This window comes from Yersinia massiliensis (genome assembly GCF_003048255.1).
Classification (GTDB): Bacteria; Pseudomonadota; Gammaproteobacteria; order Enterobacterales; family Enterobacteriaceae; genus Yersinia; species Yersinia massiliensis_A.
Map to the genome: position 1 here is coordinate 236910 of NZ_CP028487.1, position 16276 is coordinate 253185.

Here is a 16276-nt window from a genome sequence, read left to right on the forward strand (position 1 = left end):
GCATGATCATTTGGCGGTGGCTAATCCTGCGCTTAATAGCAGCACGGTAAATAGCGGTATGGCTAATAACGGTATGGTTAATAGCAACACTGATAATCACAGTGATAAAAAAACCCATGATGCCGAAGTGATTACGGTTACCGCCCCACAGCATTCGCCGCTTACCATCGTCACCTCGCCTAAAACGCCGCGCCAACCCGTTCCGGCCAGTGATGGCGCGGACTATCTGAAAACTATCCCCGGTTTTTCGCAAATCCGTAATGGCGGTACGAATGGCGATGTGGTTTTCCGAGGCATGTTTGGCTCGCGAATCAAGATCCTAACGGATGGCGCTGAAACACTGGGGACGTGCCCATCACGGATGGATGCGCCGACCTCATATATTTCGCCGGAGAGTTTTGACCTACTGACAGTCGTGAAGGGGCCGCAATCCGTGTTATGGGGGCCGGGGGCTTCTGCGGGGACGATTTTATTTGAACGTGAACAACCCCGTTTTGAGCAAGCGGGGGTGAAAGGGAATGCCAGCTTGCTGGTGGGTTCCAACGGGCGTTGGGACAAAAACCTCGATACTAGTCTAGGCAACGAACAAGGCTATTTGCGCATGATGGGTAACCAGTCGCAAGCCGGTAATTATAAAGATGGCACCGGCACGCGAGTTCCCTCGAAATGGGATAAATGGAATGCTGATATTGCACTAGGTTGGACGCCTGATACCGATACCTTACTCGAATTCACGGCAGGTAAGGGCGATGGTGAGGCGAGCTATGCGGGGCGCGGCATGGACGGCTCTCAGTTTTTGCGAGAAAGCTTGGGCGCGCGGTTTCAGAAAACCAATATTGGTGAGGTGCTGGATAAAATTGAAGCTAAGGTTTACTACAATTATGTCAACCATATTATGGATAACAATACGTTACGCACCCCACCAATGATGGCGATGTCGAGCAATCTCGATCGGCGCACCATCGGGGGCCGAGTGATGGGGACGTGGTTGTGGGAAGATCTGAAATTAGAAGCCGGCACTGACCTGCAAACCAATACCCATCGTAAGAACAAACAAAATACGTGGCAAAAAGACGCCAGCTTTGCGAATTATGGCCTCTTCGGTGAACTGACGTGGACGATGAGTGAACAGGATAAACTGATTACCGGCACCCGTTTGGACCATAATCAGGTGACGAATTACACTCGCGCCGATGAACCCAGCCGTTCTGCCACTCTCCCCGCAGGTTTCATACGTTTTGAGCATAATCTGGCCGATGCACCGGTGATGTGGTATGCCGGATTAGGCCATACTGAACGTTTCCCTGATTACTGGGAGCTATTTTCACCAACATTCGGGCCAACGGGGTCTACCAGTGCTTTTGATGGGGTGAAGAGTGAAAAAACCACCCAAATTGATATTGGCGCGCAATACAGCGGCAAGCAGTTAAATAGCTGGGTATCCGCATATTTGGGCCGAGTGAATGACTTTATTCTGTTCAAATATGATCCCAATAACTTACGTATCAGTCAGGCCGATAATATCAATGCAACCATTATGGGGGGCGAGATGGGGGCAGGTTATACCTTCAATGACCACTGGAAAGCCGATGCTAGCCTAGCTTACGCTTGGGGCGAGAACACCAGTAATCACCGTCCTTTACCGCAAATACCTCCTCTTGAAGCACGGTTAGGGTTGACCTTTGAAGCGGGTGACTGGAGCAGCACGGCATTATGGCGATTGGTCAGTAGCCAGCATCGGGTGGCGATCAACGAGGGGAACGTGGTGGGTAAAGATTTTGCCGACAGCGCGGGCTTCGGTGTGCTGTCAGCTAATGTGGCCTATAAAGTCACTAAGCAAGTGAAAGTCAGCGGGGGCATCGATAACTTGCTGAACAAAACCTACAGCGAGCATCTCAATCTGGCCGGTAATAGTGGATTTGGTTATTCCGTGAATACCCCGCTGAATGAGCCGGGCCGCACACTGTGGGCTAAATTAAATGTGACGTTCTAAGCGAGCCTCTCATGGCATTGCCGAGCGAGATAGTGGCAATGCTAATGACATTAAACCTCAGGTATAAAACAGTGTGGTAGGCAGTTGGCTGCCACACTGTTTTTTCCTGCTTATTATTGTTGCGAAGATTAATTATTGTGGCGACTAATCGCGCTCGCGTGGCGGCATCACTGATTCACGCATGATAATTGAGGGTGAGAAGCTAGCAGGGGGAGTCTGCGGGTTAATCAATAATTGCGTGGCATATTGCGCCATTTCTACGATGGGAAAATGCAGGCTTGTGAGCGCAGGGGACACAAAAGGTGCGCGCTCTCCACTGTCGTAGCAAACCAACGAAATATCTTGCGGTACCTGTAAGTGATGCTTGTTGATTGCGAGCAGCGCACCAATGGCCATCTCTTCATTGCAACAATAGATGGCGGTCGGTAACTGCGCTAGATTGAGGATCTCATCAGCGCGTTGGTAGCCGCTTTCCAGATCATAAACACCTTCCACACAGGCGACAGGTGTTAATCCCGCCGATTGCATGGCATCGATAAATCCTTCTCGGCGTAACCCGCTGGAATGACGTTGCGCCGCGCCACTGATGCAGGCAATACGTCGGTGGCCCGCGTCGATAAGCACCTGAGTTGCCATTTGGCTCGCACGGCGGTGATCGAAGGTCACGCAACGCGCTTCGAGGCCAGGGACTAACCGGTCAAGTAAGACGAATGAACGCCCTGCGGCAGCCAATTGACGCAGCTTTTCGTCACTGAGAAATCGGACATGGAGGATTAACCCGTCACAACGTAAGTTATATAGGCGCTGAATGGCCTGCCACTCTTTCTCGGCATTATCCCGCCCTTGAGTGACTAATAGCTGCTTACCCTGAGACTCAGTTTCTGTTTGCACAAAATCCATTAGCGCACCAAAGAAACCGCCGCGATAGGATGTTGTGACCAGCCCGAGGGTATGACTTTGGCTGGAGGCCAAGGCGCGCGCGGCAGGGTTTGGGGTGTAACCTAACACCGCCACCGCTTGTTCAACTTTCTCACGCGTGAGGGGTTTGACATTGGTATCACCGTTGACCACGCGGGAAACCGTAGCGCGGGAAACCCCGGCTAATACCGCGACATCTTCCAGTGTGACCATTTCTGACTCCCCTATACCCATCAGTCTTTCAAGTTGCAGTTTGTGTTGGTTACACGCGTTATTTGGCCCTGTCCATGGGCCTCGCCTCTTCGAGGCCGCTGCTTATTTCTCACCTGCAACGCCAATAAATTGGAATATAAAATTTGTTAATACTACAAATCCGCGAACTGAGGCAAGTAAGGCTTATTGACCTGTAAAACCTCTTCCAGCAATGACTCAGCGACGCTGGCATTTGCAATCAGTGGGTTGGTCACTAATGCCAACAAGGCACTCTGACGGTCACCGTGGACTGCCGCTTCAATGGTCAGACGTTCATAGGCTTTTACTTGCTGCGTCAACCCATGCATTGACACGGGTAGGGGGCCGAAAGTGAGTGGATGAGCACCTTGTGCATCAACAATACAGTTGGTTTCTACCACAGAGTTGTCAGATAAACCGCGAATCGCCCCGCGATTTGTCGTATTCACAACTAATTGAGTGCCCAAATTATTATAAATAGCACGAATAAGTTCTAATGCAACTTCAGAATAAAATGATCCACCACGGAAGCTAAGCTGCTCGGGTTTGCTGTCAAGGTGTGGGTCAGCATACAAATCAAATAACTCTTTTTCGACCTGCATCACCTGTTCTGCACGTGTACCACGCTCGGCAGCGGCAGCCATTTCTTCAGCCAGCATATCCTTAGTCTGGTAGAAATAGCGGTGATACGGGCAAGGAATCGCCCCCATTGCCCGCAGGAATTCAGGCGGCCATGGTGCTTCTTTAATGTTGTTCATGGTCAGCGATGCACCGTTACACAGCATATCCATCACGTCGCCGGTGACATTTTTACCACGCTGTAAGACTTCATGCACCCACACCATGTGGTTTAGGCCAGCAAAGCGCAGTTGGATATCTTCATAGGGTGCTTGCAGTAAATTGGCGATCATATGGTGCATGCTGATGGGAACGTTACACAAACCAATAATTTTTGCTTTGCTATAGCGAGTCACCGCTTCAGTGACGATCCCCGCGGGATTGGTGAAGTTAATGATCCAAGCGTCAGGCGCCAGTTGTTCAACTTTTGCGGCGATATCTAGCATTACAGGAATAGTACGTAAGGCTTTAGCAAAGCCACCAACCCCTGTTGTTTCCTGCCCTAGCATCTGATATTTCAGCCCCAGACGTTCATCAGCCGCCCGTGCAGGGAGCTGGCCGACGCGGAATTGAGTGAGAACAAAGCTAGCCCCTTCGATAGCACTTTCCAGCGAGAAGTGAACACTGACTTTGACTTGCTCCAATCCATGTCGATCCAGCATTCTTCGCGTTAGCGCGGCAATAATCTCTACTTTTTGGCGCCCTAATTCTACATCTGCCAATGCCAACTCAGTGACGGGTAACTGGTCAATGCGCTGAATCAGACCGTCAACCAACTCAGGGGTGTAACTACTACCGCCACCAATAATGGCAATTTTAAAGGATTTCATCATCTGGCCTCAAAATGGGTGAATTAGAAATGAGAGCGCTCTCATTTGTAGGCAGATTAACGCTAAACCAAAAACAAAGTGGGATATTTCTCGCAAAAATGGCAGGTCATGGATAAGAAGATCTGTAAGACGTGATCTCGCTTACAGAATTCCATTGTTGAACTGGCATGTCTTGATGGGTTAATTTGATTAATTAGTTGCGATTATGCTGCCTAATCACAGTGATGGCGGGTTTTCATCGAAAATGCGCATTTTGTTACGTAAATATCCGTAAATGGGTGGCATTGCGTGGGTTAGCTCTCTAGAATCGAAGCGCTTTCCCGCTGTTTGTACCCTACAGAAAGGAACCGTTAATGTTTAAACGTACTTTAGTGACCTTCGTCGCACTTTGCTCTCTTAGCGCCGTGGCACCAGCTGCTTTAGCGGCGGGTGAGCCTCATGTGTTGTTAACGACGTCCGCTGGGAATATTGAGTTAGAACTCAATAGTCAGAAGGCACCAATCTCAACACAAAACTTCGTTGATTACGTCAACAACGGCTACTACAACAACACCATTTTCCACCGTGTCATTCCGGGCTTTATGGTGCAAGGTGGTGGTTTCACCGCTGATTTCAAACAAAAGACCGCTAAAACGCCAATCAAAAACGAAGCGGATAATGGCTTGCGTAACCTGCGTGGCACCATCTCAATGGCCCGTACCGCAGATAAAGATAGCGCCACCAGCCAATTCTTCCTTAACGTGGCAGATAACGCTTTCCTCGATCATGGTCAGCGTGACTTCGGTTATGCTGTGTTTGGTAAAGTGGTCAAAGGCATGGATGTGGTAGATAAAATCTCTCAAGTCCAAACCGAAAACGTTGGGCCGTATCAAAACGTGCCAGTGAAACCCATCACTATCTTGTCCGCGAAAGTGTTGCCTTAATCGCCGAACGATCAGCCTTCTTTCTTGAGGGCTGATTAACGCCTCTAAAATCCCATTTCTGTCATAAATTAATCCGTGCCCCCAAATAGCAAGCTTATAATCAATTATCTAGCGACGTTGAGGTGAGTGGTTTATGAGCGAAACATTACTGATCGGGAAAGCACTGCCAGCGCAAGACTTGGTGATTTTATCGGCACTGGCAAACCGCCATGGTTTGATTACCGGTGCAACGGGAACCGGTAAAACCGTCACCTTACAAAAAATGGCTGAGCAATTCTCTCGCATTGGCGTGCCGGTTTTCTTAGCCGATGTAAAAGGGGATCTCTCTGGCATTGGTGCGGAAGGTGTCGCTTCAGAGAAACTGCAAGCCCGTCTGGCGGCGATAGGTGTCACTGATTGGCAACCTCAAGCATGCCCGATTATTCCTTGGGATATTTTCGCCGAAAAAGGTCATCCGATCCGTGCAACCATTTCTGACCTTGGCCCCTTGCTGCTGGGTCGGTTGCTTGATTTGAATGACGTACAAAGCGGCGTGTTGCAGATCGTTTTTAAAATCGCGGATGATAACGGCCTGCTCCTGCTAGACATGAAAGACCTGCGTGCCATCGTGCAATTCGTGGGTGACAACGCTAAACAGTACCGCACTCAATACGGCAATATTACGCCAGCCTCTATTGGTGCGATTCAACGTGGTTTGCTGACCTTAGAAGAGCAGGGTGCCAATCAATTCTTTGGTGAGCCGATGCTGGATATCCACGATTTAATGCAAACTGACCGTCACGGGCAGGGGATTATCAATCTACTGGCGGCAGATCGGTTGATTAATCAACCCAAGTTATATGCCATTTTTTTGCTTTGGTTATTGTCGGAGCTGTTCGAGCAACTGCCGGAAGTAGGCGATGTCGATAAGCCTAAGCTGGTGTTTTTCTTTGACGAAGCCCATTTGCTTTTCACTGATGCGCCCACGGCATTGGTGGATAAAGTTGAGCAAGTGGTCAGACTGATCCGCTCAAAAGGGGTCGGTGTTTATTTCGTGACGCAAAACCCGTTGGATATTCCCGATAAGATCCTCGGCCAATTAGGTAATCGCGTGCAACATGCGTTACGGGCCTTCACGCCACGTGACCAAAAAGCAGTGAAAGCAGCAGCGCAAACAATGCGAGCCAATCCGGCCTTTAGTGCTGAACAAGTGATTACTGAATTGGCTGTGGGTGAAGCGCTGATCTCTTTCCTCGATGAGAAAGGGCGTCCAAATGTGGTGGAACGAGGGATGGTTATCGCGCCGCAATCAAAAATGGGCGCACTGGATGCGGCTGCACGTAATCATGCGATCAATCATTCCCCGCTCTATGGCCGCTATGAAGAGATGGTCGATCGCGAATCGGCCTATGAGAAATTATCCACAGGCGGTTTTTCTACCCTAGGTGATGCTGCATCAGGGGAAGTAAAAGACTCTGAGCAACCCGCCGAGCACCAGAATAACGGCGGCGGTGGCTTGATGGGTGGGCTAAATGACTTACTGTTTGGCTCTACTGGCCCGCGTGGCGGCAAACGCGATGGTATTGTCCAAACTGCCGCGAAAAGTATGGCTCGTGATCTCGGCCGACAAATTCTACGTGGTGTATTGGGTTCTATTACCGGCGGGCGTAAGCGCTAATGCTCTGTTTTGTGTTAAATCATGTTGTGACTAAGGTTTATGACAATCTGTTCATTGAGTAAGTTAGGTTATCCATGCTGTTATTAATTGATAATTACGATTCATTTACCTACAACCTCTATCAGTATTTTTGTGAGCTGGGTGCGCAGGTGGTGGTGAAGCGTAATGATGAAATACAACTGACTGATATTGAAGCATTATCGCCTTCACATTTGGTGATCTCCCCCGGCCCCTGTACACCGAATGAAGCGGGGATTTCCTTGGCGGCGATCAGCCATTTTGCCGACAAATTGCCGATCTTGGGGGTTTGCTTGGGCCATCAAGCACTCGGGCAGGCTTTTGGTGCTCGCATTGTGCGGGCGCGGCAAGTCATGCATGGCAAGACCACGGCCATTTGTCACAGCAATCAAGGGGTTTTTCAAGGGCTTAATCAGCCGCTAACGGTGACCCGCTATCACTCATTAATCATTGACGCAGAGTCACTGCCTGCGTGTTTTGAATTAACCGCATGGACTGAGCAAGCGGGGAAGGTGGATGAGATCATGGGGATTCGCCATCGGACACTGCCACTGGAGGGCGTGCAGTTTCATCCGGAGAGTATCCTCAGCGAGCAAGGTCATCAATTATTAGCAAATTTTCTTAAAAATTAATGCGTTGAGTTGATCTTCTCCATTATGTGATCTTTTTGTTTGCTTGATTGTGATTTTTTATGCATATTTTGTGATTATAATTTCACTTCGCCAATGGTTGGCGGCTCAATGGGTTTCTAAAGGTGGGCAGTGTAATGGCAGATAAACCAGCAGTTAGTCGCAGTACATTCGATCAGGTTATTTTGCCTGTTTATGCACCAGCACAATTCATTCCTGTCAAAGGGAAAGGGAGCCGTGTTTGGGATCAGCAAGGGACCGAATATATTGATTTTGCGGGGGGGATTGCGGTTACTGCGCTAGGCCATTGCCATCCGGCGTTGGTCGCGGCTTTGAATCAGCAAGGTGAGACGTTATGGCATACCAGCAATGTCTTTACCAATGAACCCGCTCTGCGTTTGGCACAAAAACTGATCGCGGCGACGTTTGCTGATCGGGTATTTTTCGCCAATTCAGGCGGAGAAGCTAACGAAGCTGCCTTTAAGCTGGCCCGTCATTACGCCATTGAGCGCCATAGTCCGTATAAAACCAAAATCATTGCTTTCCACAATGCTTTCCACGGGCGGACCTTGTTTACCGTCTCGGTGGGCGGGCAACCCAAGTATTCCGATGGTTTTGGCCCGAAACCGGCGGATATCATCCATGTGCCATTTAATGATTTAGCCGCAGTGAAAGCGGTGATGGATGATCATACCTGTGCCGTCGTACTGGAACCTATCCAAGGGGAAGGTGGGATCACTGCTGCGACCCCAGAATTTTTGCAAGGTGTGCGTGAGCTTTGTGACCAACACAAGGCGCTGCTGGTGTTCGATGAAGTGCAAAGTGGGATGGGCCGTAGTGGCAAGCTGTTTACCTATATGCATTATGGCGTGACACCGGATATTCTCACCACGGCGAAAGCGTTGGGAGGGGGCTTCCCTATCAGCGCGATGCTGACCACCGAAGAAATTGCCTCGGTGATGGCTGTGGGGACTCATGGTACCACCTATGGCGGAAATCCTCTGGCATGTGCCGTCGCCGAGGCGGCGTTAGATGTGATTAATACCCCAGAGGTTCTTGATGGGATTGAACTGCGCCACGGCTTGTTTGTGCAGGCATTACAAGAGATTAACCGCAAGTACAAGGTGTTCAGTGATATTCGCGGCATGGGGCTACTGATTGGTGCTGAATTAACGCCGCAATACCGTGGTCGTGCCCGTGAATTCCTGACAGCGTCGGCAGCCAATGGTTTGATGATCCTCAATGCCGGCCCAGATGTGTTGCGGTTAGCCCCTTCGCTGGTGGTTGAGCGAGAGGATATCCAACAAGGTATGGCGCGCTTAGAAAAAGCGATCGCGAGTTTGGTGAATGGGGGCTGAGTTCACGACATATTCTTTTCATCACAGGCCATCGCTGCTAAGACAAAAGATAAATGGACAATGGCGTGGTTAAAGAACTGGGTCGGTGAATCGTCCTCGCTCGCAGCCCCTTCAGGGGGCGCTAGAAAGCCCAATTTGTTCATCACACTGCGTTTATGGTAGCTGATGGTTTTGTTGCTCAAACACAGGTAATCGGCGATAGCGTTGTTTGACCGCCCCCGCAGCAACAGGGTCAATATCATCCGCTCCTGATAAGTCAATCTCACCGGCTGTCTCCATTTGGGGTACAGTCGCGGGAAGAAAGCGGTGTTTATCTGTGTGATAAATTCACTCAGGGGAGCCTGCCGAGCTATCACGGCACACACCTGGCTGACGTGATAGAAATATTGCCTCAACAGACGAACACAAAACGCCTCTGCGATAATGATGACTCGGCAGCGGGGATAGTGTTCGCGTAAATGACTGATCCTATGGCTCAGGCTGATATCGGCGGTGGCATCCCTGTTCTGGAGATTGAGGATAATCAGGTGCGTGTCCGGAAAACGCTGCAACGGCCGATCACAGTCGGCTAGGGTAGCAACACTGGCCACCACGGTAGCCGGTGAGGCTTTTGATGAATGCGTGAGTATGTGTTTCAGGCTCCCGCGGGTAAACACGCAAGGGTGCTGAATAATCACCTGTTTTTTCTCTGTGGCGCTGGCCATCTTTCATCTCATTTAGTTGTTATTCATCGCTGTCCGGTATTGCCAGTCAGTGGCACCCTGGGCGCAAACCAATTACCGGTCACGGCTTCACTGGCGTTATGAGCAAACCCAACATCAGCCTGCTGTGGTGCAGGCGATGCGGATGATGAGTGAGTTCAGACGCTGGTATCAAAAAGTGAAATCCGACATTACCCTAATGACACATCACAAAGTTATTGGCCATATCGCTGTTGGGTCCGTTGTGCCCGTAATTCCCATACGAGAATTCGACACCTAAGTGATTGCCTACGAAATCGCCCTCGGTAACGACTGTGGAGGAACGGTAAAATACAAATACTGTCGTCGGCCATCCATGGACTGCCGCCAAGCTGTCGGAAGGGTACACCGCATACAGGTCTAGTAACTCCGTCACTGTGGGCAAGTTAGACTCACTGCCGCAGACCCGCCCGATGGCCGAGGCGTAGTTGTACCGGCCCCATATCTCGTTACTCAGGGGGTACGCTGAATCGTCGCCATCGCTAGCCATCTCTGCATCGAGATTAGGCCGCTTAAATGTCACGCCGTTAGCGGTTATCGTCTCTGACATATGGCCAAACATTCTTGCCAGCGGAGTATCTGGGCTCGTTAGGATGCTAAACGTCACATCGGCAGAGGCTGGAGTAGGATTTCCCGCCGCTACCACAACAATGGTCGTTTTCACCCCCGCTCCTCCTGGGTGCGTCACCGCGACCACGACCTGCCCATTCGCACCTGTCGTAAAGGGCATTAGTCCAGATGATAAGGGTGTCCCATCCAACAACAGGAAACCATTATTGGTCCAGCCATTGCTGTTGCCCTGACGGTCAATCGATCCTCCGTTACCCACATTGATATTGGTACCGGGAGCCGGATTGCCGCTGGTGTCCCTTGCCGTGATGGTCATATTGATGACTCCCCCTTCCACAAATGCTGAGTCATTGTCCAGCTCAACGCTCAAGAGCGGTGGAACATCCACGTTTACCGTATAGGGGGTCGTGACGGGCAGTGGCCCCGCTGTGGTGGGCAAACCTGTCACGCTGCTGAGGGTCACCGGGGCATTTACCACCAGTGCCAGCGCCTGACCTGCGAAGTTAGACCCCAGCGGAGCCGCCAGTTGGGCCGGCGTCAGTGGCGTGCCGTTGTGCGTCCAGTTCAGGGTGGCGGATGACAGGTCTGTTATTGCACTGAGCCCGGTATCCCCGTCCGCATCCGACAGTGTCTGGTTGACTACCGTCGGCGAGACGGAGAACTGGTTCGGGACCAGTGCCCATCCCAGAGCGGCATTGTTTGCCACCACCGTAGTCCCGTCCGGGTGCAACGCCTGCAGCGTCACCGTCCCCGTGGGCGGCGTGCCGTGTATCCGGTCGGTACTGTCACTCAACACCGCCAATGTCGGGCCTGCGACCAGTACCATTGTCACGGTCAGCACCATTCCCCTCAGCCAACCACGGCCGGTCCCGGTCTTCGTTTTGCTCATCACGCTGTATTCCTCTCCTGTCGCTTGTTGCTTATTGCTTATCTGTTGCCTGGGTTTACTACCTATTTCTGTCACCCCGTTAAAAGGAAACGTTAAAAACTAAAAAGTGAAACCCGAAATCACCTAACGACAGGCCACAAAGGTGCTGTACGTATCGCTGAAGCTGTAGGCGTTGCTACTTCCCAAGTTGACGACATAGTGATATCCCTCGCTACCTATCGTCGAGGCGCGATAAGCGTCGTAGGTCGGCCAACCCTGAACCGTCATCATCGTGTTGCTTGGATATGCCGCATACAGGTCCTCCAACTCCGGTCGGGTTGGCAGATTAGCTTCGCTGCTGCAGACTCGCCCGATGGCCGAGGCGTAATTGTACAGGCCCCAGGTTTCGTTGTTTTGGGTGTACACGGCGTCACCAGTCACCTCCGTGTTCAGGTACGGACGCCTGAATGTCACGCCATTGGCCGTGACCGTCTCCGCCATATGGCCAAACATTCTCGCCTGCGGAACATCCGGGCTCGTTACGATGGCGAACGTGACTTCTGCACCGACTGCTCCGGCCCCCGTCATCGCCACGAACGGTGTTTTTACCCCTACTCCGCCAGGGTGGGTTACCGGGATGACAACCCGACCGTCGGCTCCTGTCGTAAATGTCTGGGTCCCAATATCTTGTCCGTCCAGTTGCAGTGGGCCATTGACGCCCGTCCAGGTGTTGCCCTTCCGGTCAGACGGATGCCCGCTAGTGTCAAAACGGATGACTGTCCCGGGCGCAGGAGTACCACTGCTGCTTCTGGCGGTGACCGTCATATTGATGACGCCGCCCTCCACAAACGCTGTATCGCTGTCAAAGTCGATGCTCAGTGTCGGTGGAACATCCACATTCACCGTATAGAGAGTTGTGACGACCTGGGGCCCCGCCGTGGTGGGCAAGCCTGTCACGCTGCTGACCGTCATCGGCATACTGACATTTAACGCCAGTGCCTGACCTGCAAAGTTATTCCCCAGTGGGGCAGCCAGTTGGGCCTGTGTCAGTGGTGTGCCGTTGTGCGTCCAGCTCAGGGTGGCAGATGGCAGGTCTGGTATTGCACTGAGCCCGGTATCCCCGTCTGCATCCGACAGTGTCTGGTTGTTCACTGTCGGCGAGACGGAGAACTGGTTCGGAATCAGCGCCCATCCCAGCGTGGCATTGTCAGCCACCAGCGTGGTGCCGTCCGGGTGCAACGCCTGCAGCGTCACCGTCCCCGTGGGCGGCGTGCCGTGTATCCGGTCGGTGCTGTCACTCAGGACTGCCCCTGTCGGGCCGGCGACCAGTGCCATTATCACGGCCAGTGCGGTTCCCCTCAGCCAACCACGGCCCGTCCCGGTCTTCGTCTCTCTCATCACGCTGTGTCCTTTTCCTGTCGCTTGTCGCCTATCTGTTATCTGGGTTTACTACCCATTTCTGTCACCCCGTTAACAAGGAAACGTTAAAAACTAAAAAATGAAATCCGAAATGACCCTAACGACAGGCCACATAGTAACTGCCCGTAAAGAGAAAGGGGCTGCTGCTGCCATCGTTCAAGAAGACACTATCGTGTAAACTCCCGCTAACTATCGTCGAGGAACGATATACGACGCTGAGCGGCCAACCCTGAACCGTATTCATCTCGTAGCTCGGGTATGCCGCGTACAGGGCCTCCAACTCCGGTCTGGTGGGTAAATTGGGTTCGCTGCCACAGACTCGCCCGATGGCTGAGGCGTAATCGTACCTGCCCCAGGTCTCGTTGTTTTCTGCGTATCCCGCACTATCGCCGGCCAACTCCGCGTCCAGGTTCGGGCGTCTGAATGTCACGCCGTTAGCTGTTACCGTCTCCGACATATGGCCAAACATTTGGGCTTGTGGGGTGTCCGGGCTGGTGATGATGGCAAACGTCACGTCCGTAAAGCCGAACACCGAGGGGGCTGAGACGGATTGCACCGACAACGTCCTTCTCAGGCCTAGGCCTTGCGGGTTCGTTACCGCGACCACAACCTGCCCATTCGCATCTGTCGTAAAGGTTCCAGCGCTGGCAATCGTAGTATCATTAAGGAACAAGGGACCATTTATCCCGTCCCAGGGGCCGAACCCATTTTGTCTGTCTTGCCCCCCTGTTGATAAAAATCGGATTTCAGTGCCGGGTAGTGGATCGCCCACATTGTCTCTGGCGGTGACTGTCGCCATGATGGTTCCGCCCTCCACATAGGCTGTGGGGCTGTCCAGACTGATATCTAACTGAGCAGGAATAACCACCGCAACCTGCAGTGTGTAAGGGGAGCTGATATGCAGAGGAACGCCCATGGCCGGCAATCCGGTGACACTACGGAAGGTTACTGGGGCCTCTACCGTCAGTGCCAATGTCTCACCCGCGAAGTTGTTCCCTAATGGTGCCGCCAGTTGAGCTGGCGTCAGTGGCGTGCCGTTGTGCGTCCAGTTCAGGGTGGCGGATGACAGGTCTGGTATTGCACTGAGCCCGGTATCCCCGTCTGCATCCGACAGTGTCTGGTTGTTCACTGTCGGCGAGACGGAGAATTGGTTCGGAATCAGCGCCCATCCCAGCGTGGCACTGTCAGCCACCATCGTGGTCCCGTCCGGGAGCAACGCCTGCAGCGTCACTGTCCCTGTGGGTGGTGTGCCCTGTATCCGGTCGGTACTGTCACTTAGGACTGCCAATGTCGGGCCAGCGACCAGTGCCATTATCACGGCCAGCACGGTGCCCCTCAGCCAACCACGGCCCGTCCCAGTCTTCGCCTCTCTCATCACGCTGCGTCCTTTTCCTGCCGCTGTCTGTTACCTGAGTATCTCTGCCCAGTCACCGGCACTTGCCGGTTCGACTGATGGCCTGTGTGCCCGCGGGCAGGCACACAGGCCATCACTGTCATTGCTGACAGCAGGCCTTCTGTGCACGGGCAGATTTCTCTGCCCGTGTCGTTGTCGTTGTCGTTGTCGTTGTGGTTTAGTTGTAATCCACCGCCAGGTTGAAGCCCTGTGCACCGTCGGCTGAACCGGTTAGCGCGGTACCGTCTGGCTGAGTATTGGTCGGTACAGTGAAGTTGCCATCGGTGACGCTGGTGACAAAACCCGTCGCCGGTGCCGTGGTCCCGTCAGTCGCACTGGTACCCAGCAGACGCCAGTTGTAGGTGACATTGCTGGTCAGGTCTGCGGATGTGGTGTCATCCCACAGTTTGAACACATAGCTCTCGCCCACATTCAGGTTGGTGGCCGTGCCAATCAGGTTGGTGGTGAAGGTCGTATCTGTACTGAGGTAGATACCCGCCGTGACGCCCGCACCCGGAGCAATCGGCCCTGGTGGGGTCGTGGTTCCGCCACCACCGACATTGGTGTCATCTATCGTTATGGTCGAACCCGCTACCGGATCACCCGTGGCCGAGTACTCCTGTATCACCACTTTTATCGCATCTGCCCCCAACGCCGTAGCCGGAAGGGTCATAACACTGGTGCCGGTACCTCCCGCAGTGGACGGGGTGTTCACCACAGCGGTAATCGGAGTATCAACCCCGCTATTGACGAAGTACCAATTCACATGGGCCGTAGATGCATCCGCATCCCCGTCCGTATCCGCATAGTCATAGGTCAGGGTGATGGTGTCACCGGTAGCCAGTGTGGCGCCCACCGCACTGCTGCTCAGGTCAACTGCATGGAGTGCACTGTTGGACGGCGCGCTCAGTACCGGTGCGGTTCCCTGAATGGTGCCCGTCGGCAAGGTCAGCACCGCATAGGCACTGCCCATGGTGTAACCGGCTATCGCCAATGCCAGCACCAGTTTTTTCAATGTAAAGGGTTTTGTCTTGTGCATCGTTTTTAGTCTCTGCTTCTCTGTGTTAATCATCGGTAAAGGTGCCACCGTCCGGCACCCTATCGGTTAGAACGCCTGAACATCCCCGGCGCTAGTTAAACTCCACCTTGAGAGTGAAGCCCTGGTCGCCTGGGGCCGCTCCGGAGCTGGAGAGAATGTTGACCGGCACGGCATAGCTGTCACTGGTCGCCCCCGAAATGACATGGTTGCTCAGGGTCATCGCCGTACTGGTGCCATTCGCGGTACTGTTCGTGCCGTCCAACTGCCACTGGATACTGCTCAGGGTCGCCGTCAGGTTGGCTTCACCTGCATCCCATACGCCATTACCGTTGCTGTCATCCCAGGCCCGGAACACGTAAGTCGCCCCCACCTGTGGATGGGCACTGCTTCGGGTGTAATCAGTGGCCCCGCTGCCGGCCGTTGGGGTGTCAGATTGCAGGAAGATCCCCCCCGCCACATTACCGCCCGGCACAATCGGACCCGGTGGCACTGTGGACGTTCCACCGCCCCCGGTACTGATATCACCGATGTTCAGGGTGTTCCCGCTTAGCGGATCCCCAGTGGCTGAACGCTCGATCAGCGTCACGCTGATGGCCATGGCTCCTATGGCCCCCGCCGGCACGACAATGGTCGAGGTGCCGCTCCCGCCTGGGGTAGCGGCTGGGACATTGACGGCCGTGATGGTGACGGGCAAGCCGGTGCCGGCGTCAAGGTAACTCCAGACCACGGTGCTCAGTGAGTTGTCCAGATCACCGTCGCTGTCGTTATAGTCATAGGTCATCACCAATGTGTCACCGGTGGTCAGACTGCCCGCGGTCGCGTAGGTCCCGCTAAAATCCACCGCTCCTACTGCGCTGTTGGACGGGGCACTCAGTACTGGGGCACTTCCCTGTACCGACGCGGTGGTGGGGGTACTGGCCGCTTGGGCGGTGCTCATCACCCCGCCGGTGAGCGCCATGGCCAGAACCAGTGTCCTGACCCTAAACGGTGCTGTGTACCTGTTCATTCGTTATCCTTGTCTGTGTCTGTGTCTGTGTCTGTGTCTGGCGCTGCGCCAGCATTAATGTGTGTA

General features: G+C 53.2%; 13 protein-coding genes. 5 read left to right on the forward strand and 8 right to left on the reverse strand.

The annotated features are described in order from the left end of the window. Positions 1–73: 73 nt before the first annotated feature. On the forward strand, positions 74–1993 hold the full coding sequence (locus tag DA391_RS00990; protein ID WP_409994398.1) for a TonB-dependent copper receptor: 1920 nt from the start codon (positions 74–76) through the stop codon (positions 1991–1993). A gap of 144 nt (positions 1994–2137) precedes the next feature. On the opposite strand, the gene DA391_RS00995 is transcribed toward DA391_RS00990, so the two are convergent. Then, complete coding sequence (locus DA391_RS00995) at positions 2138–3124, reverse strand: LacI family DNA-binding transcriptional regulator (RefSeq protein WP_050083036.1); 987 nt, start codon at positions 3122–3124, stop codon at positions 2138–2140. A gap of 152 nt (positions 3125–3276) precedes the next feature. After that, a complete protein-coding gene (locus tag DA391_RS01000) occupies positions 3277–4590 on the reverse strand; it encodes a 6-phospho-beta-glucosidase (RefSeq protein WP_050083108.1) in 1314 nt (437 codons plus the stop codon). 353 nt (positions 4591–4943) lie between these two features. On the opposite strand from DA391_RS01000, the gene ppiA reads away from it, so the two are divergent. From ppiA to argD, 4 genes are all read left to right on the forward strand, one after another. Then, entirely contained in the window at positions 4944–5513 is a 570-nt protein-coding gene (ppiA, locus tag DA391_RS01005; protein ID WP_050083038.1) for a peptidylprolyl isomerase A, read from the forward strand. Between the two features lie 133 nt (positions 5514–5646). Then, positions 5647–7170 carry a helicase HerA-like domain-containing protein gene (locus DA391_RS01010; RefSeq protein ID WP_108087268.1) on the forward strand — a complete coding sequence of 508 codons (1524 nt, stop codon included), beginning with the start codon at positions 5647–5649 and terminating at the stop codon, positions 7168–7170. A 74-nt stretch (positions 7171–7244) separates the two neighbouring features. Next, a complete protein-coding gene (locus DA391_RS01015; protein WP_108087269.1) occupies positions 7245–7820 on the forward strand; it encodes an aminodeoxychorismate synthase component II in 576 nt (191 codons plus the stop codon). 134 nt (positions 7821–7954) lie between these two features. After that, positions 7955–9175, forward strand: a complete 1221-nt coding sequence (gene argD / locus DA391_RS01020; RefSeq protein WP_050083043.1) for a bifunctional acetylornithine/succinyldiaminopimelate transaminase — start codon at positions 7955–7957, stop codon at positions 9173–9175. Between the two features lie 2 nt (positions 9176–9177). On the opposite strand, the gene DA391_RS01025 is transcribed toward argD, so the two are convergent. From DA391_RS01025 to DA391_RS01050, 6 genes are all read right to left on the reverse strand, one after another. Further along, positions 9178–9879: a helix-turn-helix transcriptional regulator gene (locus tag DA391_RS01025; RefSeq protein WP_050286785.1), complete on the reverse strand. Its 702-nt coding sequence runs from the start codon at positions 9877–9879 to the stop codon at positions 9178–9180. 193 nt (positions 9880–10072) lie between these two features. After that, positions 10073–11374, reverse strand: coding sequence for an adhesion domain-containing protein (locus DA391_RS01030; protein ID WP_108087270.1), 1302 nt, complete (start codon positions 11372–11374; stop codon positions 10073–10075). A gap of 123 nt (positions 11375–11497) precedes the next feature. Then, entirely contained in the window at positions 11498–12688 is a 1191-nt protein-coding gene (locus DA391_RS01035) for an adhesion domain-containing protein (RefSeq protein WP_159074548.1), read from the reverse strand. Between the two features lie 181 nt (positions 12689–12869). Continuing rightward, a complete protein-coding gene (locus DA391_RS01040) occupies positions 12870–14147 on the reverse strand; it encodes an adhesion domain-containing protein (protein WP_108087272.1) in 1278 nt (425 codons plus the stop codon). A 196-nt stretch (positions 14148–14343) separates the two neighbouring features. After that, complete coding sequence (locus DA391_RS01045) at positions 14344–15204, reverse strand: SinI family autotransporter-associated protein (protein WP_050083053.1); 861 nt, start codon at positions 15202–15204, stop codon at positions 14344–14346. 91 nt (positions 15205–15295) lie between these two features. Further along, a complete protein-coding gene (locus DA391_RS01050; RefSeq protein ID WP_057650896.1) occupies positions 15296–16210 on the reverse strand; it encodes a SinI family autotransporter-associated protein in 915 nt (304 codons plus the stop codon). Between the last annotated feature and the right edge of the window lie 66 nt (positions 16211–16276).